This window comes from Kitasatospora sp. NBC_01539 (assembly GCF_045040525.1).
GTDB lineage: Bacteria > Actinomycetota > Actinomycetes > Streptomycetales > Streptomycetaceae > Kitasatospora.
In genome coordinates, this window is record NZ_CP109390.1 from 6,548,492 (window position 1) to 6,569,086 (window position 20,595).

16 protein-coding genes and 1 pseudogene are annotated in these 20,595 nt (G+C 74.5%); 10 read left to right on the forward strand and 7 right to left on the reverse strand.

Annotated features, from left to right (window positions below):
- Positions 1-83: 83 nt before the first annotated feature.
- Positions 84-899, forward strand: a complete 816-nt coding sequence (locus OG335_RS28385; protein ID WP_405013970.1) for an alpha/beta hydrolase fold domain-containing protein — start codon at positions 84-86, stop codon at positions 897-899.
- Between the two features lie 84 nt (positions 900-983).
- Here OG335_RS28385 and OG335_RS28390 read toward each other — a convergent pair whose 3' ends face one another.
- Complete coding sequence (locus tag OG335_RS28390) at positions 984-1,418, reverse strand: CBS domain-containing protein (protein WP_405013971.1); 435 nt, start codon at positions 1,416-1,418, stop codon at positions 984-986.
- Positions 1,419-1,663: 245 nt separating this feature from the next.
- Between OG335_RS28390 and OG335_RS28395 the strand changes: the two genes are divergently transcribed.
- A complete protein-coding gene (locus tag OG335_RS28395) occupies positions 1,664-2,068 on the forward strand; it encodes a (2Fe-2S) ferredoxin domain-containing protein (RefSeq protein WP_405013972.1) in 405 nt (134 codons plus the stop codon).
- A 94-nt stretch (positions 2,069-2,162) separates the two neighbouring features.
- Here the strand turns inward: OG335_RS28395 and OG335_RS28400 are convergent, their stop codons facing one another.
- Entirely contained in the window at positions 2,163-2,654 is a 492-nt protein-coding gene (locus tag OG335_RS28400; RefSeq protein ID WP_405013973.1) for a hypothetical protein, read from the reverse strand.
- A gap of 73 nt (positions 2,655-2,727) precedes the next feature.
- Between OG335_RS28400 and OG335_RS28405 the strand changes: the two genes are divergently transcribed.
- On the forward strand, positions 2,728-3,495 hold the full coding sequence (locus OG335_RS28405; RefSeq protein WP_405013974.1) for an aminotransferase class IV: 768 nt from the start codon (positions 2,728-2,730) through the stop codon (positions 3,493-3,495).
- Between the two features lie 90 nt (positions 3,496-3,585).
- Here OG335_RS28405 and OG335_RS28410 read toward each other — a convergent pair whose 3' ends face one another.
- The 3 genes from OG335_RS28410 to OG335_RS28420 form a co-directional block, all read right to left on the reverse strand.
- Entirely contained in the window at positions 3,586-4,059 is a 474-nt protein-coding gene (locus OG335_RS28410) for a Dps family protein (protein ID WP_405013975.1), read from the reverse strand.
- A gap of 69 nt (positions 4,060-4,128) precedes the next feature.
- The gene (locus OG335_RS28415) at positions 4,129-4,791 is read right to left on the reverse strand and encodes a ThuA domain-containing protein (protein ID WP_405013976.1); all 663 of its coding nucleotides are present in this window, start codon (positions 4,789-4,791) and stop codon (positions 4,129-4,131) included.
- 138 nt (positions 4,792-4,929) lie between these two features.
- Entirely contained in the window at positions 4,930-7,752 is a 2,823-nt protein-coding gene (locus OG335_RS28420; protein ID WP_405013977.1) for a glycoside hydrolase family 3 C-terminal domain-containing protein, read from the reverse strand.
- A 448-nt stretch (positions 7,753-8,200) separates the two neighbouring features.
- On the opposite strand from OG335_RS28420, the gene OG335_RS28425 reads away from it, so the two are divergent.
- The 6 genes from OG335_RS28425 (at position 8,201) to OG335_RS28450 (ending at position 18,180) form a co-directional block, all read left to right on the forward strand.
- Entirely contained in the window at positions 8,201-9,877 is a 1,677-nt protein-coding gene (locus OG335_RS28425) for a Tat pathway signal sequence domain protein (RefSeq protein WP_405013978.1), read from the forward strand.
- A gap of 73 nt (positions 9,878-9,950) precedes the next feature.
- Entirely contained in the window at positions 9,951-10,961 is a 1,011-nt protein-coding gene (locus tag OG335_RS28430; RefSeq protein ID WP_405013979.1) for an ABC transporter permease, read from the forward strand.
- Positions 10,958-11,905 carry a carbohydrate ABC transporter permease gene (locus OG335_RS28435; protein WP_405013980.1) on the forward strand — a complete coding sequence of 316 codons (948 nt, stop codon included), beginning with the start codon at positions 10,958-10,960 and terminating at the stop codon, positions 11,903-11,905. Before OG335_RS28430 ends, OG335_RS28435 begins: the two co-directional genes overlap by 4 nt.
- 23 nt (positions 11,906-11,928) lie before the next feature.
- The gene (locus tag OG335_RS28440) at positions 11,929-13,971 is read left to right on the forward strand and encodes a beta-galactosidase (protein WP_405013981.1); all 2,043 of its coding nucleotides are present in this window, start codon (positions 11,929-11,931) and stop codon (positions 13,969-13,971) included.
- A gap of 18 nt (positions 13,972-13,989) precedes the next feature.
- Positions 13,990-16,368 (forward strand): glycosyl hydrolase family 95 catalytic domain-containing protein, encoded by a 2,379-nt coding sequence (locus OG335_RS28445; RefSeq protein ID WP_405013982.1) that lies wholly within the window; start codon positions 13,990-13,992, stop codon positions 16,366-16,368.
- Positions 16,369-16,563: 195 nt separating this feature from the next.
- Positions 16,564-18,180 carry a purple acid phosphatase family protein gene (locus OG335_RS28450; RefSeq protein ID WP_405013983.1) on the forward strand — a complete coding sequence of 539 codons (1,617 nt, stop codon included), beginning with the start codon at positions 16,564-16,566 and terminating at the stop codon, positions 18,178-18,180.
- Between the two features lie 46 nt (positions 18,181-18,226).
- On the opposite strand, the gene OG335_RS28455 is transcribed toward OG335_RS28450, so the two are convergent.
- Together OG335_RS28455 and OG335_RS28460 are read right to left on the reverse strand one after the other, a co-directional pair.
- Positions 18,227-18,706 carry a peroxiredoxin gene (locus OG335_RS28455; RefSeq protein WP_405013984.1) on the reverse strand — a complete coding sequence of 160 codons (480 nt, stop codon included), beginning with the start codon at positions 18,704-18,706 and terminating at the stop codon, positions 18,227-18,229.
- A 166-nt stretch (positions 18,707-18,872) separates the two neighbouring features.
- Entirely contained in the window at positions 18,873-20,084 is a 1,212-nt protein-coding gene (locus OG335_RS28460; RefSeq protein WP_405013985.1) for a pyridoxal phosphate-dependent aminotransferase, read from the reverse strand.
- 85 nt (positions 20,085-20,169) lie between these two features.
- Between OG335_RS28460 and OG335_RS28465 the strand changes: the two are divergent.
- Positions 20,170-20,523, forward strand: a pseudogene (locus tag OG335_RS28465) (winged helix-turn-helix transcriptional regulator); the annotation flags it as partial.
- Positions 20,524-20,595: the final 72 nt, after the last annotated feature.

The following is a 20,595-nucleotide window of genomic DNA, read 5'->3' on the forward strand; positions in this document are numbered from 1 at the left end:
CCGTACGGGCCGCCCGCGGCCGCCCGTCCGGCCGGGAGCACCCCGCCACGGGCAGTGCCGCGGCGGCCCTATGATCGCCCGTCATGGACGCACACCTGCCCCCGGTCGCCCCGCGGACCACGGCCACCGGCACCACGCTGTACGAGGGCGTCACGTACGCCCTCCGCCAGGGCCACCGCCCGCTCCTGCTCGACCTGCACGTGCCGGCGGCCGCGGGCCCGGTGCCGGTCGTGGTGTGGATGCACGGCGGGGCGTTCTGGGCCGGCGACCGGCGCTACCTGCCCGACACCCTGGCGCCCGGTTCGCTGTTCGACGCCCTCACCGCGGCCGGCCTCGCCGTGGCGACGATCGACTACCGGCTCTCCGGCGAGGCGCGGTTCCCCGCCCAGCTCGACGACGTGCGGTCGGCCCTCGCCCACCTGCGCACGTACGGCGCGGCCCTGGGCCTGGACGCCGGGCGGCTCGGGGTCTGGGGCGAGTCGGCGGGCGGCACCCTGGCGGGGCTGGCCGCGCTCACCGACGGGGGCGTCTCGGCCGCCGTGCTGTGGTACGCGCCGACCGACCTGTCCGTGATGCACCCCGACAGCCCCGACGGGCCCGAGGGCCGCCTGATCGGCGGGGCGCCCGCGCTCCTGCCGGAGGCGGCCGCGCAGGCGAGCCCCGTCACGCACGTGTCGGCGGGCGCGCCGCCGTTCCTGCTGCTCCACGGGACGGCCGACGACCTGGTGCCGGCCGTGCACAGCACGCGCCTGCACGCCCTGCTGGCGGAGGCGGGCGTGCCCTCGACGTACCTGCCGGTCGACGGCGCCGGGCACTGCTTCACCGGCTACCCGGACGTGCCCGGTCTGGTCGACGCCTCGGTGGCCTTCCTGGCGGGGCAACTGGCGGCCGGCGCCTGACCGGCCCGCCCGCGTCCCCGTGGCCGGGACGCACGCACGGACGGCGCCGACCCCCCGAGGGGGCCGGCGCCGTCCGCCGCGGCGTCAGCGGCTCACGTAGATGCTGTCCATGAACTCGATGATCTGGCGGTCCGTCAGGCGCTGCCCGTCGCGGTGGCCGCTGGCCAGGTCGGCCTCGCTGATCATGCCGACGAGCTTGCCGTCCTGGATGACCGGCATCCGGCGGATCTGGTGCTGCTCCATCTTCTTCAGCACCGTCTCCATGTCGTCCTCGGCCTTGACGCAGTGCAGGTGGCCGGCGAGGTCCATGGCCTTCATGGTGGCCGGGTCCATGCCGACCGCCAGACACTTCAGCACGATGTCGCGGTCGGTGATGATGCCCTTGAGCTGCTTGTCGGGGCCGCAGATCGGCAGCGCGCCGACGTCGAGGTCGCGCATCATCTTCGCGGCGGCCATCAGGCTCTGGTCGGCGTCGATGCACTGGGCGCCGGCGTGCATGATGTCACGGGCTGTGGTCACGGGTGCGTCCTCTCGGTGATCCGCCGCCCCCGCCTGCCCGGACGGGCCGGGTGCGGGCGCGGAGGGTGATCGTGCCCTCACCATAAGCACGCCCGCCCGGGGCCGCGCGCGGAGCGGAGGGCGGCCTGCGGCAGAATCTGCCGGGGCGCCGGCCGCACGGGCGGCGCCGTCCGTACGGCCCCGCCGCGCGCGCACCGGCACCGCCGGGCGGGTCGCGCGACCGCGGCCACCAGGGAGGGAACCCGATGGCCCGACGTCCCCGCAACCAGGCGCCCGCCGCCCCCGCGCCGGTCACCGTCACCGTCTGCCGGGGCTGCTGCTGCGGCACGTCGGCCAAGCACCCGGGCGTCGACCACGGGGGCCAGCTGGCGCGGCTGCGCGAGGGTGTCGGCGAGGCGGGCACGGTGCGGGCCGTCGACTGCCTGGACGCCTGCGGCCACTCCAACGTCGTCGTGGTCAGCCCGTCGGCGGAGGGCCGGCGGGCGGGCGGACGCCCCGTCTGGCTCGGCTGGGTGCTGGCCGACGACATGATCGACGACGTGGTCGGCTGGGTGAAGGCGGGCGGACCGGGTGTGGTGCCCGCACCGGGCGTGCTCGACCTCCAGGAGTTCACGGTCTCCCGCCGCGTCCGCGACGGTCTGCCGGGCTGAACCCGTCGCGGCCGGCCGGGCTGGTCCCGCGACGGTCTGCCGGGCTGAACCCCCGGGCCGGGCCGGTGCCGCGGCGGGTCGCCCGGCCCGCGGGTCAGACCGGGGCCGTCGCGCGGGCGGCGCCGTCCGGCCACACCACCTCGACCGGCACGCCGGCCCGCCGGGCGACGGCGACCATGTCGGCGGTGCCGCCGGGGCCGCGGCCCTCGCAGCCGTCCCAGACGGCGACCAGCAGGTCGGCGCGGCGCAGGAGTTCGGCGTTGGCCGCCCGGTACGCGACAGGGCCCGGCTCCGGGTACGCCAGGGTGACCGTCTCGTCGGCCGCCGCGGCCAGCCGCTCGAAGTCGGCGCGCTGCGGTTCCGTCAGCCGCCACGGGTACCGGGCGCTGGGCAGCACGGCGACGAGCCGGCCGCCCGCGGCGAGCACCGCCTCGGCGAAGAGCGTGTCGGCGCCGGGGGCGAGACAGGAGAGGCCGGTGAGGCCGTCGCGGCGGTGCGGGGCGAGCAGTGCGCGGAGGGCGGCGCGGACGAGGGGCAGGGTCTCCTCGGTGAGGTCCAGGTGGCCGGTCACCGCGATCGCCGTCATGTGCTCCCCCGCCGTTCGTGGCCCCGCGCGGGCCGAGCGGATGCTATCGCGGTGGTCTGCGATGCTGGGCCCCATGGCGGAACTCGACGGACGGCCGGTCACCCTGGCGGAGCTTCAGACGCTGGCCCTGACCAACTACGGCCATTTCACGACCGTGCGCGTCGAGGACGGCCGCGTCAGGGGCCTGCACCTGCATCTCGCCCGGCTGGCCCGCGACTGCCGCGCGCTGTTCGGCACCGACCTCGACGTGGAGCGGGTCCGTGGCTACGCGCGCCGGGCGGTGCCCGCCGGGGGTGCCGTGGTGGTGCGGGTGACGGTCTACGACCCGGCGCTCGACATCGGCCGGATCGGCGCGGAGGCGCACCCGCGCGTGCTGGTGACGACGCGTGCGGCGGGGCCGGTCGACCTGCCGCCGCTGCGGGTGCGCACCGCACGGTACGAGCGGGACGCGCCGCAGGTGAAGGGCGTCGGGCTGTTCGGGGCGCTGCGCGAGCGGCGGGCGGCGCAGGCGGCGGGCTTCGACGACGTGCTGTTCACCGACGGGGCGGGGGCGGTCTCCGAGGGCGGCACGTGGAACATCGGCTTCGTCCGCGGCGGCGAGGTGGTGTGGCCGGCGGCGGAGCAGCTGCGCGGCACCACGATGGAGCTGCTGCAGGGCCTGCACCCGTGGCGGTCGGAGGCGGTGCGGGGCGCGGCCGGCTTCGAGGCGGCGTTCGCGACGAACGCGGCGGCCGGGGTGCGGGCGGTGGCGGCGGTCGACGCCGTCCGGCTGCCGGTGGCGCACCCGGTGGTGGCGGCGCTGCGGGCGGCGTACGCGGCGCTGCCGGGCGAGGAGTTGTAGGGCGAGGAGTTGTAGGGCGGGCGGTCGCCGGGCGAGATGGTGCGGGGCCGCCGCCGTCCCGGTCGGGTGCGGCGGCGGCCCCGGGGCGTGTCAGCCGCTGTGCTCGGCCTGGGCCATCCACGCGTACTTCTCCAGGTCGGCGGTGAGGCCGATCAGGATGTCCTGGCTGACCGGGTCGGGGTCGCCGGTGGCGTCGATCCGGGCGCGCATCCGGGTGACGGTGGCGCCGAGGGCGTCGACCAGGGTGGCGACGGTGTCGGTGTCGGCGATCTGGCCTCCCTCGGGCGGCCGGATGCCGCTGTTCTCGGCCACGGTGCGGGCGCGGCCGTCGGGGGAGACGCCGATGGCGGCGGCCCGTTCGGCGACGGTGTCGGCGTGCAGGCGGGCCAGCGCGACGATCTCGTCCAGCTGCAGGTGGATGGAGCGGAAGCGCGGGCCGACCACGTTCCAGTGCAGCTGCTTGGCGACGAGCGACAGGTCGACGAGGTCGACCAGGGCGCCCTGCAGGGCCTCGCCGACGAGGGTGCGGGCGGCATCGGGCAGCGGGCTCTTGATTGCGTACATCGGGGCTGCTCCTCGGGGCTCGGATCTGCCGTCAGCCTCTCACAGGAAATCGGGCGAATCGGGCATGTCTCACATGTCGCCGAGCGCATGCCGGACGCCGCCCAGCAGGTGGCGGCGGAACGCCGCGTCCTCGTACGCCTCCGGGGCATGGCCCAGCGAGGTGTAGAAGGTGGGCGCGCCGTCGTGCTCGCCCGCCCACGCGAGCGGGTGGTCCCCGCCCATCGTGCCGCCCTCGTACCCGGCTTCGTCGACGGTGAGCAGCACCCGCGCGCCCCGGTCGCGCGGGTCGGCGCGGAAGTTGTACCACTCGTCCGTCCAGGTCCACGCGGGCGGCAGGTGCTCCGTGGCGGGGTGGTCGGGGTCGGCGGTGGTGACGGTGGCGGTCTGGATCGGCGGGTGGCTGTCGAAGCGGGCGCCGACCAGTCCCTCGTACCAGGGCCAGTCGAGTTCGGTGCCGGCCGCGCAGTGCACGCCCATCCAGCCGTGGCCGGCGGTGAGATGGGCCTGCAGTGCGTCGCGGCCCGCCTCGTCGAGCACCTCGCCGCCGGTGGAGAGGAACACCACGGCCGCGTACCGGCGCAGCGACCCCGGGCGGAACTCGCCGGGCTCGTCGGTGGTGTCGACGGAGAAGCCGTGGTCCGCGCCGAGTTCCCGCAGGGCACGGACGCCGTCGGTGACGGAGACGTGCGGGAAGACGAGGTTGCGGGTGTGGATCAGGATCCTGGTGGTCATGAGCACCGATCCTGCCGCCCGGGGAGGCCGGCCGTGGTGTCCTTGCACGAACCGTGCGCGTTCCGGCAACGCGCCGTGCGCGGCCGCGGGCGCCCGGCCCGCCCCGGCGCACGGGCGGCGGGCCGGGCGTCCGCGGTGTCAGCCGGTGAAGGCGATCCCGTCGAGGCGGACCGCCCCGCGCAGCACCACGTGCAGGTCGTGGACGCCCTTGACCGGGGCGGCGAGCTCCGCGCCGGCGGTCGTCCACGCGTAGCGGCCGCCGGTCGACGGCACCTCGATCCGGGTGACCGCGCCGCCCAGGTGGAGTTCCACCACGGCCGGGCCGGGGACGGTCCGCGAGACGCCGAGCACGGCCGCGGTGGCGCCGCCGCCGAGGTCGACGGCGTGGAAGGCGAGCCGGCCCGGGCCGTCGGCGCCCGCCTCGACGGCCTCGCCGCTCTCCCGGGTGCGGTCGACGATGCGCACCCCGGTGGCCTCGTCGAAGTCGCGGGCCACGAGCGGGGTGCCGAGGCCCGGCCGGGGCTGCGGCGCGGGCCCGTCGAGGGTGAGCTCGGCGGTGCTGCGCAGGTCGGTGCTGGAGGCGCCGGCGGCCAGCGTGCACCGGCCCGGGTCGACCGTCCAACGGCCGTGCGCGGCGTCGTACCGGCCGAGGGCGGCCAGCGGCACGCGGAAGGAGACCTCCCGCTCCTCCCCGGCGGCGAGCTCGATCCGCTCGAAGCCCTGGAGGCGGCGCAGCGGTGTGGCGACGGGTGCGTCCGGGGTGCGCGAGTAGAGCTGCACGACCTCGGCGCCCGCGCGGGCGCCGGTGTTGGCGACCGTCAGCGAGGCGGTGGCGTGCCCGCCGTCGATCCGCGCGCTCAGCGGGCCGTAGCGGAACTCCGTGTAGGAGAGGCCGTGGCCGAAGGGGTAGAGCGGTTCGTCGTCCAGGTAGAGGTAGGTGGTGCGGGCGGTGATGATGTCGTAGTCGAGCAGGCCGGGCAGGCGCTGCCCGGCGCGGTACCACGTCTGCGGCAGGCGTCCGGCGGGGGAGTGGTCGCCGAGCAGCACGTCGGCGAGGGCGCGGCCGCCCTCCTGCCCGCCGTGCGCCGTCCACAGCACGGCGGGCACCTCGGCGTCCGCCCAGTCGACGGCGTACGGGTAGCTGCTGACCACGGCGAGCACGGTGCGCGGGTTGGCGGCGCGGGCGGCGCGCAGGATCTCCTCCTGCTGCGGCGGCAGGTGCAGGTCGATGCGGTCCTCGGTCTCGCGGCCGTTGATGTGCGGGTCGTTGCCGACGACGACGACCACCGCGTCGGCCCCGGCGGCGAGCCGGGCGGCCTGCTCGGCGCCGGCCGAGACGGTGCGGACGGCGAACGGCTCCGCCTGCGCGCGGGCGGACGCGTACGTGGTGAGCGCGCCGCTGCCGGCCGCGACGGCGACCCAGTGGCCGGTGCCGAGGTGCTGGATGCGCACCCGGCCGTCCTCGCCGCGCTCCAGCCGGAACGTCTCCTGCACGACCCACTCGTCGGGGTGGTCGGCGGTGGCGGTGAGCACGCCGTAGCCGTCCTTGGTGAGGTAGCGGCCGTCGTGCGCCTGGAGGGTGCTGACGCCGTGGCCCCAGTCCTGCACGGCGAAGCTCTCGGCGGGGCCGGCCTGGTGGCCGGTCGCGGCGAGCGAGCCGTCCGGGCCCGCGGTGAGGTAGCCGCCGGTCGAGGTGGAGCGCAGCGCGATCCGGTCGAGGCCGTCGGTGTAGGTGACGCGGTCGGCGCCGAGCCGCTCGCGCAGCGCGTCCAGCAGGGTGGTGCGGTGGAGCAGCGAGCCGCTGTACCAGTCGCGCAGCACGTCGTCGCCGAGCGGGCCGAGCACCGCGACGGTGCCCGCGGCGGGCAGCGGCAGCAGCCCGTCGGTGTTGCGGAGCAGCACGACGGCCTGCCGGGCGGCCTGCCGGGCGAGGTCGCGGTGGGCGTCGCAGCCGACGACGTCCTGGCCGGTTCCGGCGTACGGGTCGAGCTCCGGGTCGAGTTCGCCGGTGTTGATGCGCATCAGCAGCTGGCGCAGCACGGCGGCGTCGATCTCCGCCTCGGTGACGAGGCCGCGCTCCAGGGCCTCGGTGAGCCGGGCGATCGTGACGGGGGAGTCGGTGCCGTGGTCGGTGAAGCTGTCGACGCCGGCCTGCAGGGCGGCGCCGTGGCCCTCGGCGTGGTCGTCGAAGTACCGCTGGGCGGCGACGAGGTTGGACGGCGCCTCGGCGTCGCTGCAGACCACCAGGTCGGCGCCGTGCTTCCACCGCCGCAGCTCGTCCTTGATGTACGGGGAGACGTGTGCGGGCCGCCCGTTGACGACGTTGTACGAGGGCATGACGGCCGCCACCGCGCCGGCCTCGACCGGGCCGCGGTAGCAGGGCAGCTCGTACTCGTGCAGGACGCGGGGGCGCAGGTCGCTGGAGGTGGAGGTGCGGTCGTCCTCGTTGTTGTAGCCGAGGAAGTGCTTGAGGGTGGGGGCGGTGCGCCAGTAGACGGGGTGGTCGCCGCGCAGGCCGTGGCTGTAGGCGACGGCGAGTTCGGCGGTCAGCAGCGGGTCCTCGGCGTAGCCCTCCTCGTTGCGGCCCCACAGCGGGTGGCGCAGCGGGTTGACCACGGGCGCCCACACGTTGAGGCCGATCGGGGCGCGGCCGGGGGCGGCGGGGCGTTCGTGGAAGGCGCGGACCTCGGTGGAGACGGCCTCGCCGACCCGGCGCACCAGCGCGCGGTCCCAGGTGGCGCCGAGGCCGACGGCCTGCGGGTACGAGGTGGCCGGGCCCAGCCAGGAGACGCCGTGCAGGGCCTCGGTGCCGGTGGTGTGGGCGGCCAGGCCGAGCCGGGGGAGGGCGGGCGCGTGCTGGTGCAGCAGGGCGATCTTCTCGTCGGTGCCGAGGCGCGCAAGGAGGTCCTCGGCCCGCCGGCGGGCGGGCAGCCGGGCGTCGCGGTAAGGGGCGTCGGGCATGGATGGTCCTCCGGTGCGGCACGGGGGCGGAGCTGACGCTTCGGGAGTCGTCGATCGAAGCGCTTCGAAGTTCGCAGTGATACCGCAGGCTGTCAAGCGGCCGCCCGGAGCCGGGAGAGCCCTCTCTCGCGGCGTTGCCGCTGGTCCAGGCCACTCTGTGGGCGCCGCAGGTCACTGTCCCGAAGCGGTCGCGCGCCGTGTGTCGCCGTCAAGTACCGAACCGTGAAGCTCGTGCAAACCCTTGTGCGACGGCTCCGGCTCGCCTAGCCTCGGCGCCACGTTGAAGCGCTTCGACAGTGCGGCCGGGAGGACCGGCCCGCCGCCGGGGCGCCGACCCCCGCGCACCACCCGCACCGTCGTCCCCAACCCACCCCCGGCCGACGGGCGGGCGCGGCCGTGCCCGGCCCGCCCCGCCCCCCTTGCCGTACGACGAAGGGCTCCACCCACCATGACCAGCGCTGACAGAGCCGGCTCCGCCCTCCACGCCTCCCGCCGCCGCTTCCTCGGCACCGCCGTCGCCGCGGCCGCCGCGGTCACCGGCGGAAGCCTGCTGACGGCCTGCTCCTCCGGCACCGGCCGCTCCAGCAGCAAGGGCGGTGTCGCCACCGGCAGCGCCCTGCAGAACGCCCTCCCCGCGTTCGCCGCCTCCACCCTGGTCACCCCGGACATCCCGGGCTCCAACGGCTCCACCCCGGCGTTCCTGAAGTTCCCCGCCGAGCTGAAGGCCTCCGTCGACGGCACCCCCGGCAAGGGCGGCTCGTACACCTTCTTCACCCCGCTCTGGGGCGCCGCACCGGAGAAGGGCAGCAAGTACTTCGCCGCGATGGACGCGGCGATAGGCGTCAAGATCAACTGGCAGCTGCAGGACGGCGTCACCTACCAGGACAAGCTCGGCGCCGTCCTCGCGGGCGACGCCATCCCCGACCTCTTCTGCGTGCCCGGCTGGAACATCACCGGCCAGATCCCCAACGCCATCAACGCCAAGGCGGCCGACCTCGGCCCGTACCTCTCCGGCGACAAGGTCAAGAAGTACCCGAACCTCGCCGCGATCCCCACCGACGCCTGGCAGATGTGCATGTTCGGCGGCAAGCTCCGCGGCCTGCCGATGCCCAACCGCCCGCTCGGCGGCGTGGTCCCCTACTACCGGGCCGACATCTTCGCGGAGAAGGGCTACACCCTCCCGAAGACCGCCGACGAGTTCCTCGCGCTCGCCAAGGAGATCACCGACCCGGCCGCCAAGGTCTGGGCCTGCGAAGACATGTGGTGGACCGCGCAGGTCCTCTTCAACTGCGTGCCCGGCACCATGCCCGGCTACTGGAAGCAGGTCGACGGCAAGCTCGTCCACCTCGTCGAGACCGACGAGTACATCGAGGCGCTCTCCTGGACGCAGAAGCTCTACGCGCAGGGCAGCGTCCACCCCGACGCCGTCGCCGGCAAGGCCAACGACGCCAAGACCCGCTTCACCTCCGGCCAGTCGCTCATCATGAACGACGGCGACGTCATGCGCGGCCTGATGAACGAGCAGGCCAAGGCCAACCCGAAGTTCTCCGTCAAGCCGATGGACTTCTTCGCCCACGACGGCGGCAAGCTGGAGCTCTACATCGGCGCCCCCGCCGGCATCTTCAGCTTCCTCTCCGCCAAGCTGCCCGCCGAGAAGATCGAGGAGCTCCTCGCCGTCGCGAACTACGCCGCCGCGCCGTTCGGCAGCAAGGAGTTCCTCCTGGAGAAGTTCGGCGTCGAGGGCGTCCACTACACCAAGGACGCCTCCGGCGCCCCCGTCCAGACCGCGCTCGGCACCAAGGAGGTCCTCTCCTCCTACGAGTTCGTCGCCTCCCCGGCGCCCACCATCGCCTGGCCCGACCAGCCGCAGGCCGCCACGGACTTCGCCAACTGGATGGGCCGCATGATGGCCTTCGCCAAGAAGCCGCTCTTCCACGCCATGCAGATCCAGGAGCCGACCAAGTACGCGTCGCTCTACACCCCCTTCGACGACCTGCAGAAGGACGTCGTGCGCAACCGCAAGAAGATCTCCGACGTCAAGGACGCGGTCGCCAACTGGAAGAGCAACGGCGGCGACGAGCTCCGCGCCTTCTACCAGGACATCCTCGACAAGTCCGGCAACTGACACCGCACTCGACCACATGCACTACGGCCGACCGGTGGCGCATCGCACCGGCGGCCAGGGCGGAGCACCCATCATGACCAGCAGGGCCCCAGCCGCCGCCGGACACCCGGAGGCCGCGCCGACCGCACCGCCGGCCGCCCCGCCGCCGGCCGCCCCCGCACCGCCGCTGCGCGGCATCACCCGCCTGCAGCGGCTGCGCCGCGACCGCACCCTGCTGCTGATGACCCTGCCCGCCGTCGGCCTGCTGCTCGTCTTCAACTACATCCCGCTGATCGGCAACGTCGTCGCGTTCCAGGACTACGACGTGTACGGCGGCGGCATCACCGGCAGCGCCTTCGTCGGCTTCGAGAACTTCGCCGCCGTCTTCTCCGACGCCCGGTTCTGGGAGGTGGTCGTCAACACCCTCTCCATCACCGCCGTCCAGCTGCTGCTGTTCTTCCCCGTGCCGATCGCCCTCGCCCTGCTGCTCAACAGCGTGATGAGCGGCCGCCTGCGCACCCTCGTGCAGAGCGTCCTCTACCTGCCGCACTTCTTCTCCTGGGTGCTCGTCATCACGGTCTTCCAGCAGATGCTCGGCGGCGCCGGCCTGATCGCCCAACTCCTGCGCAGCCACGGCATCGAGGGCTTCGACCTGATGACCGACCCGGGGCTGTTCAAGTACCTCCTGACCGCCCAGTCCGTCTGGAAGGACGCCGGCTGGGGCGTCATCGTCTTCCTCGCCGCCCTCAGCTCCGTCTCCGAGGAACTGTACGAGGCCGCCGCCGTCGACGGCGCCGGCCGCTGGCGGCGCATGTGGCACGTCACGCTGCCCGCGCTGCGCCCGGTGATCGCCCTGCTGCTGGTGCTGCGGGTCGGCGACTCGCTCTCCGTCGGCTTCGAGCAGATCCTGCTCCAGCGCGACGCCGTCGGCGTCGGCGTCTCCGAAGTCCTCGACACGTACGTCTGGTTCCGCGGCATCCGCAGCGGCGACTTCTCCTACGCGGCGGCGGCCGGCCTGGTCAAGGGCCTGTTCAGCCTCGCGATGGTGCTGCTGGCCAACCGGGCCGCGCACAAGCTCGGCGAGCAGGGGGTGTACTCCAAGTGAGCACCGCGACCACTGGTACCACCGACACCACCACCACCGTCGTCCGCCCGTCGAAGCCCGGCGCCCGGCCGGTCTGGGAGGAGGAGCCCACCGCCGTCGGCCACACCGTCAAGGGCGTCACCCTCACCGGCGTCTGCCTGCTGATCCTCGGCCCGCTCTGGGTCGTCCTCGTCACCAGCCTCTCCGACGCCGCCGCCATCACCGACGCCGGCGGCCTCGTCGTCGTGCCGCAGGGCCTCACCCTCCAGGCGTACGCCGAGGTGCTCTCCGGCGGCGCCGTCACCAGGGCCGTCCTGATCAGCATCTGCCTGACGCTCGTCGGCACGCTCATCTCCATGGTGGTGTCCGTCCTCGCCGCCTACGGGCTCTCCCGGCCCGGCAGCTTCGGCCACCGGCCGCTGCTCCTCACCATGATGGTCACGATGTTCTTCGGCGCAGGCCTCATCCCGACCTACCTGCTCGTGCAGAACATCGGCCTGATGGACAGCTACTGGTCGCTGATCCTGCCCAGCGCGGTCTCCGTGTTCAACCTCCTCGTGCTGCGGTCGTTCTTCATGAGCACCGCGCCCGACCTCATCGACGCGGCCCGCATCGACGGCGCCGGCGAGTGGCGCATCCTGTGGCAGATCGTGCTGCCGCTCTCCCGCGCGGTCGTCGCCGTCATCTCGCTCTTCTACGCGGTCGGCTACTGGAGTTCGTGGTTCGCCGCCTCGCTCTACCTCAACGACCAGAACCGCTACCCGCTGCAGAACGTGCTCAACTCCTTCGTGCTGCGCCACCAGGCGCCCACCGGCATGTCGCAGGCGATCAACACCGGTGCGGTGCCCGGCCTGTCGGTGCAGATGGCGGTCATGGTCATCGCCCTGGTGCCAGTGGTCTGCGTCTACCCGTTCGTCCAGAAGCACTTCCAGAAGGGCATGCTGATCGGCGCCGTCAAGGGCTGAGCAGCGTGCGAGAGGACACCCCGATGCCATCCCTTGCCGACGCGACCCGAGGCCGCCTCCTCTACGGCGGCGACTACAACCCCGAGCAGTGGCCCGAGGACGTCTGGCCCGAGGACGTCCGGCTGATGCGCGAGGCGGGCGTCACCACCGTCACCGTCGGGGTGTTCTCCTGGGCGAAGCTCGAACCGGCCCCCGGAGTGCACGACTTCGGCTGGCTCCGGCGCGTGCTGGACCTGCTCCACGGCGGCGGCATCGAGGTGTGCCTGGCCACCCCGACCGCCTCCCCGCCGCCGTGGCTCGGCGAGCTCCACCCCGGCACCCTGCCGGTCACCGCCGACGGCACCACCCTCTCCTGGGGCTCGCGCAACCAGTGGTGCCCGTCCTCCGCCGACTACCGGCGCCACGCCCTCGCCCTGACCGAGGCGCTCGCCGCCGAGTTCGGCACCCACCCGGCCGTCCGGATGTGGCACGTCAACAACGAGTACGGGCCGGTCTGCCACTGCGACGAGACCGCCGACCGGTTCCGCGCCTGGCTGCAGAAACGCTACGGCGGCCTCGACGCCGTCAACGCGGCCTGGGGCACCGCCTTCTGGAGCCAGCAGCACGCCACCTGGTCGACCGTCGCCCCGCCGCGCGCCGCGCCGTACCTGCCCAACCCGGCGCAGCAGCTGGACTTCCGCCGGTTCAGCTCCGACGTGCTGCTGGAGTGCTTCACCGCCGAGCGCGACGTGCTGCGCCGCCACACCCCGCACCTGCCGGTCACCACCAACTTCATGACCCTCCACCCGCACCTCGACTGCTGGGCCTTCGCCGCCGAGGAGGACGTCGTCTCCCTCGACAGCTACCCCGACCCGGCCGACCCGCGGGCGATGGTGTGGGCCTCCCTCGGCCAGGACATGACCCGCGGCCAGGCCCGCGGTCCCTGGCTGCAGATGGAGATGGCCGCGTCCGCCGTCAACTGGCGCGGCGTGAACCGCGCCAAGCCCGTCGACCGGCTCCGCCTGGAGGCCCTCCAGGCGGTCGCCCGCGGCGCCGACGGCCTCTGCTTCTTCCAGTGGCGGGCCTCCCGCTCCGGCGCGGAGAAGTTCCACTCCGCCCTGCTGCCGCACGCCGGCGCCGACACCCCCCAGCACCGCGCCGTCCGCACCCTCGGGCGCGAACTCCCGCTGATCGCCGAGGTGGTGGGCACCGACGTCGAGGCGGACGTCGCCGTGGTGCTCGACTGGGAGAGCTGGTGGGCGCTGGAGCAGCGCGGCCGCCCGTCCGACCGGGTCGACCTCGGCCCCCTCGTACTCGCCTGGCACAGCGCCCTGTGGGACGCCCACCTCACCGCCGACTACGTGCACCCCGAGGCCGACCTCACCCGCTACCGCATGGTCGCCGTGCCCAACCTCTACCTCGCCACGGACGCCGCGATCGACAACCTCACCGCGTACGCGGCCGGCGGCGGCACCCTCGTCAGCGGCTTCTTCACCGGCGTCGCGGACGACACCGACACCATCCGCCCCGGCGGCATGGACGAGCGGCTGCGCGAACTCCTCGGCGTGCAGCCGCTGGAGTGGCGCCCCCTCACCGGCCCCGCCCCGCTGGACGGCGGAGGCACCGCCGACCTGTGGAGCGAGGACCTGCGTCTGGCGGACGGCACCGAGGTGCTCGCGGCGTTCGCCGACGGCACCCCCGCCGCCACCTGCCGCGGCCGCGCCCGCTACCTCGCCACCCTGCCCGAACCCGCCCTGCTGCGGCGGCTCCTGGCGGACGCCGCCGAGGCCGCCGGCGCCCGGCCCGCGCTCGCCGGGCTGCCCGCGGGCGTGGAGGCGGTGCGGCGCGGCGGCCTGCTCTTCGTGCTCAACCACACGGCGGACACCGTCCGCATCGCCCTGCCGGGCCCGCACCGCGACCTGCTCGCGGCCACCGGTCCCGCCGTCACCGGTCCCACCGTCACCGACCCCGAAGCCGCTGCCCCCGGAGCGGCCGCCCCCGGAGCCCCCGCTCCCGACTCCGCCGACCCCTGCACCGCCGCGCTGCACCTCGCCCCGTACGGCGCCGCGGTCCTCCGCCCGCTGTAATCCACAGGACGGTCCCCCATGCCCGAGGCACTCACGCACGGCATCCACGACACCGCGCCCGCCGCCCGCTGGGAGGACGCCTACCTCGGCGGCAACGGCCGGCACGGCGTGCTGGCGCACGGCCGCACGGACGACGAGTCGCTGGTGATCACCCACCACGACCTGGTCCGGCCGGACCAGGGGAGCGGGGTCGAACCGCCCCTGCTGGCACCGCGCCTGGCCGCCGTCCAGGACGCCCTGCTCGCCGGGCGGCAGCAGGAGGCCGTCGACGCGTTCGGTGGCGACTGGGAGCCGCGCTACGTGCAGCCGTTCCACCCGGCGTTCGCCGTGCGCGTGCGGCGCCCCGCCGCCGGGGCCGATGCCGGCGGCTACCGGCGCAGCCTGGACTTCCGCACCGGCGTCATCGCAGCCGAGTGGCGCGAGGCGGACGGCTGGTGGCGCTCGGAGACGTTCGTCTCGCGGGCCGACGACGTCGTCGTGCACCTGCTGACCGCCCCGGCGGGCGGCGCGGTCGACGCCGAGGTGTACCTCGAAACGCGGCTGCCCGGCGCGCCCGACGACCTGCGCGCCGCCGTCCGCTCGGTCTACCGGCCCGCGGAGATCACCGCCGCCGCCCCGCGGCCCGCCGGAGCCGAGGCCCCCGGCCGGGACTCCGCCCTGCTGCGGCTGCGCGTCCGCTACCCCGACAGCGAGTTCGGCTACCGGGGTGCCACCCGCATCCTCGCCCCGGGCGGCAGCGTGCGCTGCGACGGCCCCCGCGTGCACGTCACCGGCGCTCGGCAGCTGCTGCTGCTCACCCGGGCGGCCCGCGGCCCGGTCGCCGACCCGGCGGGCCGCCTCGGCCGCCTGGACACCGGCATGTACGCGCTGTCCGACGACCACGAGACCCTGCTGCAGCGCCACCTCGACCTGCACACCGAGGCCTACGACCGGGTGTCGCTCGACCTCGGCGCGCCGGCCGCCGACCGCGACCGGCCGGTCGCCGAACTGCTGGAGCGCCAGGAGAGCGACCCGTCGACCCTACAGCTCGCCCTGCTCGAATCGCTGTTCGCCGCCGGGCGGTACCACCTGCTGGCCTCCTCCGGGCACCGGCCGCCCCGGCTGTGCGGCCTGTGGACGGGCGACTGGCGGACGGCCTGGGGCGGCGCGTTCACCCTGAACGCCAACCTCAACCTCCAGCTCGCGGGCGCCGCCGCGACCGGCCTGCCCGAGGCCTCGCTCGCCCTCGCCTCGCTCGTCCGCGACCAGCTGCCCGACTGGCGCACCAACGCGCGCCGCCTGTACGGCACCCGCGGCGCCGTCGCCCCCGCGCACAGCGACGGCACCAACGGCCTGCAGTACCACTTCAACCACAGCTGGGCGCACCACCTCTGGACGGCCGGCGCCGACTGGCTGCTGCACCCGCTGCTGGAGCACGCCGAGACCAGCGGCGACACCGCCTTCCTCACCGGCGAGCTGCTGCCCGCCCTGCTGGAGACCGCCGCCTTCTACGAGGACTTCCTCAGCCGCACCGGCCCCGACGGGCGCCTCGTCGTCGTGCCCTCGTACTCCCCGGAGAACCACCCCGTCGACCCGGCCACCGGTGAGGCCGCCCCCGCCGCGGCGTCCGTCAACGCCACCATGGACATCGCCGCCGCCCGGCACGCCCTCACCACGGCCGCCGACCTCGCCGACGCGCACGCCGCGGCGCCCGCCGACCGCACCGCCGGCTGGCGGGCCCTCGCCGCCCGGCTGCCCGACTACCGGGTCAACGAGGACGGCGCGCTCGCCGAGTGGGCCTGGCCGGGCCACCGGGACGGGTACGACCACCGGCACGTCAGCCACCTCTACCCGGTCTGGCCGCTCGACGAGATCACCCCGGAGCGGGAGCCCGAGCTCGCCGCGGCGGCGCGCACGGCCCTGCTGCTGCGCGGGGACGAGAACCACTCCGGGCACGGCCACCTGCACCGGGCCCTCGCCGCCGCCCGCCTCGACGACGCCGGACTGCTCACCCGGCAGCTCGCCCAGCTGCTCGTCCGCGGTTTCTTCTTCCGCTCCCTGATGAGCAGCCACTACCCGGGCCGGGACGTCTTCAACGCGGACGTCGCGCACGCGCTGCCCGGCGTCCTCACCGAGATGCTGGTGCGCTCCCGGCCGGCCCGCGGGGACCGCCCGGCCGGGCTCACCGTGCTGCCGGCGCTGCCCGCGTGCCTGCCGCACGGCCGGCTCACCGGGGCGCGCACCCGCTTCGGCGCGGTGGTCGAGGAGCTGAGCTGGTCGCCCGAGCAGGTCACCGTCGCCGTGCGGGCCGCGGCGGACAGCACCGTCGAACTGCGGATCGCCCCGCTGCACAAGGACGGCACCGAGGTGCTCGAACTGACGGCGGGCCGGCTCTGCACGTACACCGTGGAGCTCTGACCCGAATCCGCAGGCGCCCGTCCGCCGCCGGCCCCGAGGCCTCCGCCACGCCCGACCCCGCACCCGTACGGCCGGCGCCGTGGCGGACGGGTTTGCGAAGGCATGACGCAGTCTTGCAGCGTCGCTGACCTGCGGGACGGCGGGCGTTCACCGTGCGTCCGTCCGTAGGCCGACCGTCCCTGCGAGCCTCCCGGCATGGATATCCCGAACATGGGCGTGCCCGCGGGCCTCGCCGACCGCCTCACCATGGCCGAGCAGCACGAGTACCTGCGCGGCCGGCTCTCCCGCCGCCGTCTGCTGCGCTCCGGCGCGGCCACCGCGACCCTGGTGGCCGTGGGCGGCGCGCTGGGCACGGGCAGCGCGTCCGCCGCGCCGGTGCCCGGCCGCGCCGCCACCGACGGCGTCGACGGGGCGGCGGTCGCCCCGATCGGCCGTCATCTCGCCTTCGGCGCCGAGCCGGACACCCGCTTCCGGGTGTCGTGGCAGGTGCCGGCACCGGTGAAGAAGCCGTTCCTGCGGTTCGGCCGGCACCCGTGGGAGCTGAGCCACCGGATCGAGGCGGAGGTCCGCGCACTGCACACCCCGGCGCTCACCCCCGGGGGCGCGCCCGTCGACCAGTACTACCTGCACGTCGAGCTCGACCACCTGGTGCCCGACACCACGTACTACTACGGCGTGGGCCACCAGGGCTTCGACCCGGCCTCGGGGCAGGCGATCTCCACCCTGTCGACGTTCCGCACCGCGCCGTCGCGCCGCGGGCGGGGCGGGCGGCCGTACGAGCCGTTCACCTTCACGGCCTTCGGCGACCAGGGCGTGTCCGCGCACGCGGCCGGCAACGACCACGTGATCCTCGCGCAGAACCCGCGCTTCCACCTGCACGCCGGCGACATCTGCTACGCCGACCCGGCGGGTTCGGGCCAGAGCAGTGACGGCTCCGTCTACTCGGCGGCGACCTGGGACGCCTTCCTCGCGCAGACCGAGACCGTCGCCTCGAAGGTCCCGTGGATGGTCGCGTACGGCAACCACGACATGGAGGCGTGGTACTCGCCGAACGGCTACGGCGGCGAGGACGCCCGCTTCTTCCTGCCCGGCAACGGCCCCGACCCGCGCCACGCGCCGGGCGTCTACTCCTTCACCTACGGCAACGTCGGCGTGATCTCGCTGGACGCCAACGACGTGTCGTACGAGATCCCGGCGAACCTCGGCATCACCGCGGGCCGTCAGACCGCCTGGCTGGAGCGCAGGCTGCGCGAGCTGCGGCACGACGAGGGCGTCGACTTCATCGTGGTGTTCTTCCACCACTGCGCCTTCTCCACCACGCACCAGCACGCCTCCGAGGGCGGCGTGCGGGAGGCGTGGGTGCCGCTCTTCGAGAAGTACCGGGTCGACCTGGTCGTCAACGGTCACAACCACGTGTACGAGCGCACCGACGCGATCCTCGGCAACAAGGTCTCCAGGGCCGTGCCGAGCGGCGGCACCGTCGAGCCCGAGCGGGACGGCGTCGTGTACGTGACGGCGGGCGCGGCCGGCCGCAGCCTGTACGGCTTCGACGCGCCCGACACGTACGAGGGCCACGAGAACCACCAGGACACCGTCGCCACCTACCACTTCGCGCAGGGCGGGGTGAAGGTGCCGGAGACGGTCGCGTGGTCGCGGGTGCGCTACACCGGTTACTCGTTCATCCGGGTGGACGTCGCCCCGGCGCACGCCGGCCGCACCGCCACCATGAAGGTCACCGCGCTGGCCGAGGACGGCACGCGGGTCGACCACTACACGATCGCCCGCCGCGCGGGCGGCCGCGGCGGCCGCTGACGCACCGGGCCCGCCCCCGCCGTCCGGGGGCTGGCCCGAGCGGCTGTCAGGCCAGGGACGCCAGGGCGTCGGCGAGTTCGTCGCTGTGGCGGAAGGTCAGGCCGGCCAGCGCGACGTGCTTCCAGCGCACCGTCAGGTCGGCGTCGAGGATGAACACCGAGCGGCGCAGGCCGAGGCCGGGCACCGCGATGCCGTACGCCTTCGCGACCTCGCGGTCGGGGTCGGCGAGCAGCGGGAACGCGATGCGGTGGCGGCGGGCGAACCGCTCGTGGCTGTCGAGGTCCTGCGGGCTGATGCCCCACACGGTGGCGCCGAGGCCGGTGAAGCGCTCCAGGTCGGAGGTGTACTCGCAGAGCTGCTTGGTGCAGACCGGGGTGTCGTCGCCGGGGTAGAAGACGAGCACCAGGGGGCCGCCCTTGGCGTCGGCGAGGCGGTACTCCCGGCGTTCGGCGGTGTCCCCGGCGAGGTGGAGGCCGGGGAGGGCGAAGTCGGGGGCCTGGGTTCCGGCCGCGGGCGGCTTGGGCATGGGGGTCCCTTCCGGGGCATCGGGGAGACAGACCTGTCTGTCCGGTGCGTCCGATGCTAGCCCCCGGGCGCGGCCGGATCCAGCGTGCGCCGCCCCGCCGCCCGGCCCGGGTGCCATGCCCCCGCCCGGGCCCGGCCCCGTCCCGCCGGGCGGCCCGCCCGCCCGCTCACTGCCGGTACGTGGCGAGGAACCGGCCGATCCGGTTGATCGCCGTCTCCAGGTCGTCCGCCCGGGGCAGGGTGACGAAGCGGAAGTGGTCGGGCCGCGGCCAGTTGAAGCCGGTGCCCTGCACCACGTGGATCTTCTCGCGGAGCAGGAGGTCCAGCACGAACCGCTCGTCGTCGACGATCCGGTGCACCTCCGGGTCGAGCCGGACGAAGGCGTAGATCGCGCCCTTGGGCTTGACGCAGCTGACGCCGGGGATCTCGTTCAGGGCCCGGAAGGCGACGTCGCGCTGCTCGGTCAGCCGGCCCGTCGGCAGCGTCAGGTCGTTGATCGACTGGTGGCCGCCGAGCGCCGCCTGCACCGCGTACTGCGCGGGCACGTTGGGGCACAGCCGCATGCCCGCGAGCATGGTGAGGCCCTCCAGGTAGTCGCGGGCGTGCTGCTTCGGGCCGGAGACGGCCAGCCAGCCGCTGCGGAAGCCCGCCACCCGGTACGCCTTGGAGAGGCCGTTGAAGGTGAGCGTGAAGACGTCGTCGGCGAGGGCCGCCACGCAGTGGTGCTCGGTGTCGTCGTAGAGGATCTTGTCGTAGATCTCGTCGGCCAGCACCATCAGGCCGTGCCGCCGGGCGAGGTCGAGGATGCCCTCCAGCAGCTCCTTCGAGTAGACGGCGCCGGTGGGGTTGTTGGGGTTGATGACGACGATCGCACGGGTGCGGTCGGTGATCTTCGCGGCGATGTCGTCGAGGTCGGGGTACCAGCCGGCCTGCTCGTCGCAGAGGTAGTGCACGGCCTTGCCGCCGGCGAACCGCACCACCGCCGTCCACAGCGGGTAGTCCGGCATCGGCACGAGCACCTCGTCGCCGTTGTCGACGAGGGCCTGCACCGACATCTGGATCAGCTCGGAGACGCCGTTGCCGAGGTAGACGTCGTCGACCGTCATGCCGTCGACCCCGCGCTGCTGGTAGTACTGCACCACCGCGCGGCGGGCCGGCAGGATCCCGCGGGAGTCGCTGTAGCCGTGGGCGTTCGGCAGGTTGCGGATGATGTCCTGCAGGATCTCCGGTGGCGCCTCGAAACCGAACGGTGCCGGGTTGCCCGTGTTCAGCCGCAGCACGCTGTGCCCGGCCTCCTCCAGCGCGTTGGCCTGGTCGACCACCGGGCCACGGATCTCGTAGCAGACGCCCTTGAGCTTGCTGGACTGCCGAAACTCCACTGCGGCCTCCCGACCTCACCACTGATTGCTTTGTTCTACCAAGTAACCACTTGGAAAGTCCAACCTTTTGGCTATGCTGATCCCCATGCCACGCCGAAGCTACGACCAGTACTGCGCCGTCGCCCGCGCCCTGGACGCGGTGGGGGAGCGCTGGAGCCTCCTGATCGTCCGTGAACTCCTCGGCGGGCCGCGCCGCTACACCGACCTGCACGCCGACCTGCCCGGCGTCTCCACCGACATCCTCGCCACCCGCCTCAAGCAGCTGGAGGGCGAAGGACTGGTCGAACGCCGCCGCCTCGAACGCCCGGCCAACGCCGTCGTCTACGGCCTCACCGACCGGGGCCACGCCCTGCGCACCGTCCTCGACTCGCTCGCCGCCTGGGGCCGGGCCGACCTCGGCGACCCCCGCCCCACCGACGCCGTCCGCGAGCACTGGTACACCGAGGCCGTCTGACCGCGCCCGTCCCGGCCCGGACCCGCGCCCCGTCACCCGTCCGGCCCCCGGCCCCGC

Coding starts and splice junctions, on each gene's coding strand:
- OG335_RS28385 (WP_405013970.1), top strand. CDS start 84: ATGGACGCACACCTGCCCCCGGTCGCCCCGCGGACCACGGCCACCGGC.
- OG335_RS28395 (WP_405013972.1), top strand. CDS start 1,664: ATGGCCCGACGTCCCCGCAACCAGGCGCCCGCCGCCCCCGCGCCGGTC.
- OG335_RS28400 (WP_405013973.1), bottom strand. CDS start 2,654: ATGACGGCGATCGCGGTGACCGGCCACCTGGACCTCACCGAGGAGACC.
- OG335_RS28405 (WP_405013974.1), top strand. CDS start 2,728: ATGGCGGAACTCGACGGACGGCCGGTCACCCTGGCGGAGCTTCAGACG.
- OG335_RS28410 (WP_405013975.1), bottom strand. CDS start 4,059: ATGTACGCAATCAAGAGCCCGCTGCCCGATGCCGCCCGCACCCTCGTC.
- OG335_RS28415 (WP_405013976.1), bottom strand. CDS start 4,791: ATGACCACCAGGATCCTGATCCACACCCGCAACCTCGTCTTCCCGCAC.
- OG335_RS28420 (WP_405013977.1), bottom strand. CDS start 7,752: ATGCCCGACGCCCCTTACCGCGACGCCCGGCTGCCCGCCCGCCGGCGG.
- OG335_RS28425 (WP_405013978.1), top strand. CDS start 8,201: ATGACCAGCGCTGACAGAGCCGGCTCCGCCCTCCACGCCTCCCGCCGC.
- OG335_RS28430 (WP_405013979.1), top strand. CDS start 9,951: ATGACCAGCAGGGCCCCAGCCGCCGCCGGACACCCGGAGGCCGCGCCG.
- OG335_RS28440 (WP_405013981.1), top strand. CDS start 11,929: ATGCCATCCCTTGCCGACGCGACCCGAGGCCGCCTCCTCTACGGCGGC.
- OG335_RS28445 (WP_405013982.1), top strand. CDS start 13,990: ATGCCCGAGGCACTCACGCACGGCATCCACGACACCGCGCCCGCCGCC.
- OG335_RS28450 (WP_405013983.1), top strand. CDS start 16,564: ATGGATATCCCGAACATGGGCGTGCCCGCGGGCCTCGCCGACCGCCTC.
- OG335_RS28455 (WP_405013984.1), bottom strand. CDS start 18,706: ATGCCCAAGCCGCCCGCGGCCGGAACCCAGGCCCCCGACTTCGCCCTC.